Here is a 503-nt window from a genome sequence, read left to right on the forward strand (position 1 = left end):
CGTACAGGACGGGCCGCGGCCCGGACTCGCCGTTCGGGTCGGCGCCCAGCAGCGCGCTGCACGCCGTCGTCGTGCCGAACCACTCGTTGGGGTCCGACGTCGCCAGCTTCGTCTGCTCGAACGCGTTGTGCAGGTACTCGACCGGGTCGGGCTCCCGCCCGCCGGGCCCACCGTGGGCGCGCGCGCGAACTTCGTCGCCGTGCAAGCCGCTTCACTCGCCGACGCCCTCGCGGGGCCCGGCGATGCCCGCATCGTCGTCCACAACGGACGGATTGTCAGCCGGACCACTGTCGACCGGCGGACCGCACTGACCCCTTACCCCGAACCCACCGTGAGGCCAGCATGACCGCCGTACTCACCCGAGGCACACTCCGCTTCGCGGGAGTGGAAAAAACCTTCGACACAGGCACTCAGGCGCTGCGCGCCGTCGACCTCGATCTATCCCCCGGCGACTTTGTCAGCATTGTCGGACCATCGGGCTGCGGGAAGAGCACCCTGCTGCG

Annotated in this window: 2 protein-coding genes; one reads left to right on the plus strand and one right to left on the minus strand. The window is 70.2% G+C overall.

The window, feature by feature from the left end; translation table 11 throughout:
* On the minus strand, positions 1–205 hold a 205-nt coding region (locus ACYU7Q_RS21945; protein WP_460611591.1), incomplete at its 3' end, for a hypothetical protein.
* 137 nt (positions 206–342) lie between these two features.
* On the opposite strand from ACYU7Q_RS21945, the gene ACYU7Q_RS21950 reads away from it, so the two are divergent.
* On the plus strand, positions 343–503 hold a 161-nt coding region (locus ACYU7Q_RS21950; protein ID WP_460611592.1), incomplete at its 3' end, for an ATP-binding cassette domain-containing protein.

This window comes from Hymenobacter terrigena, assembly GCF_054776515.1.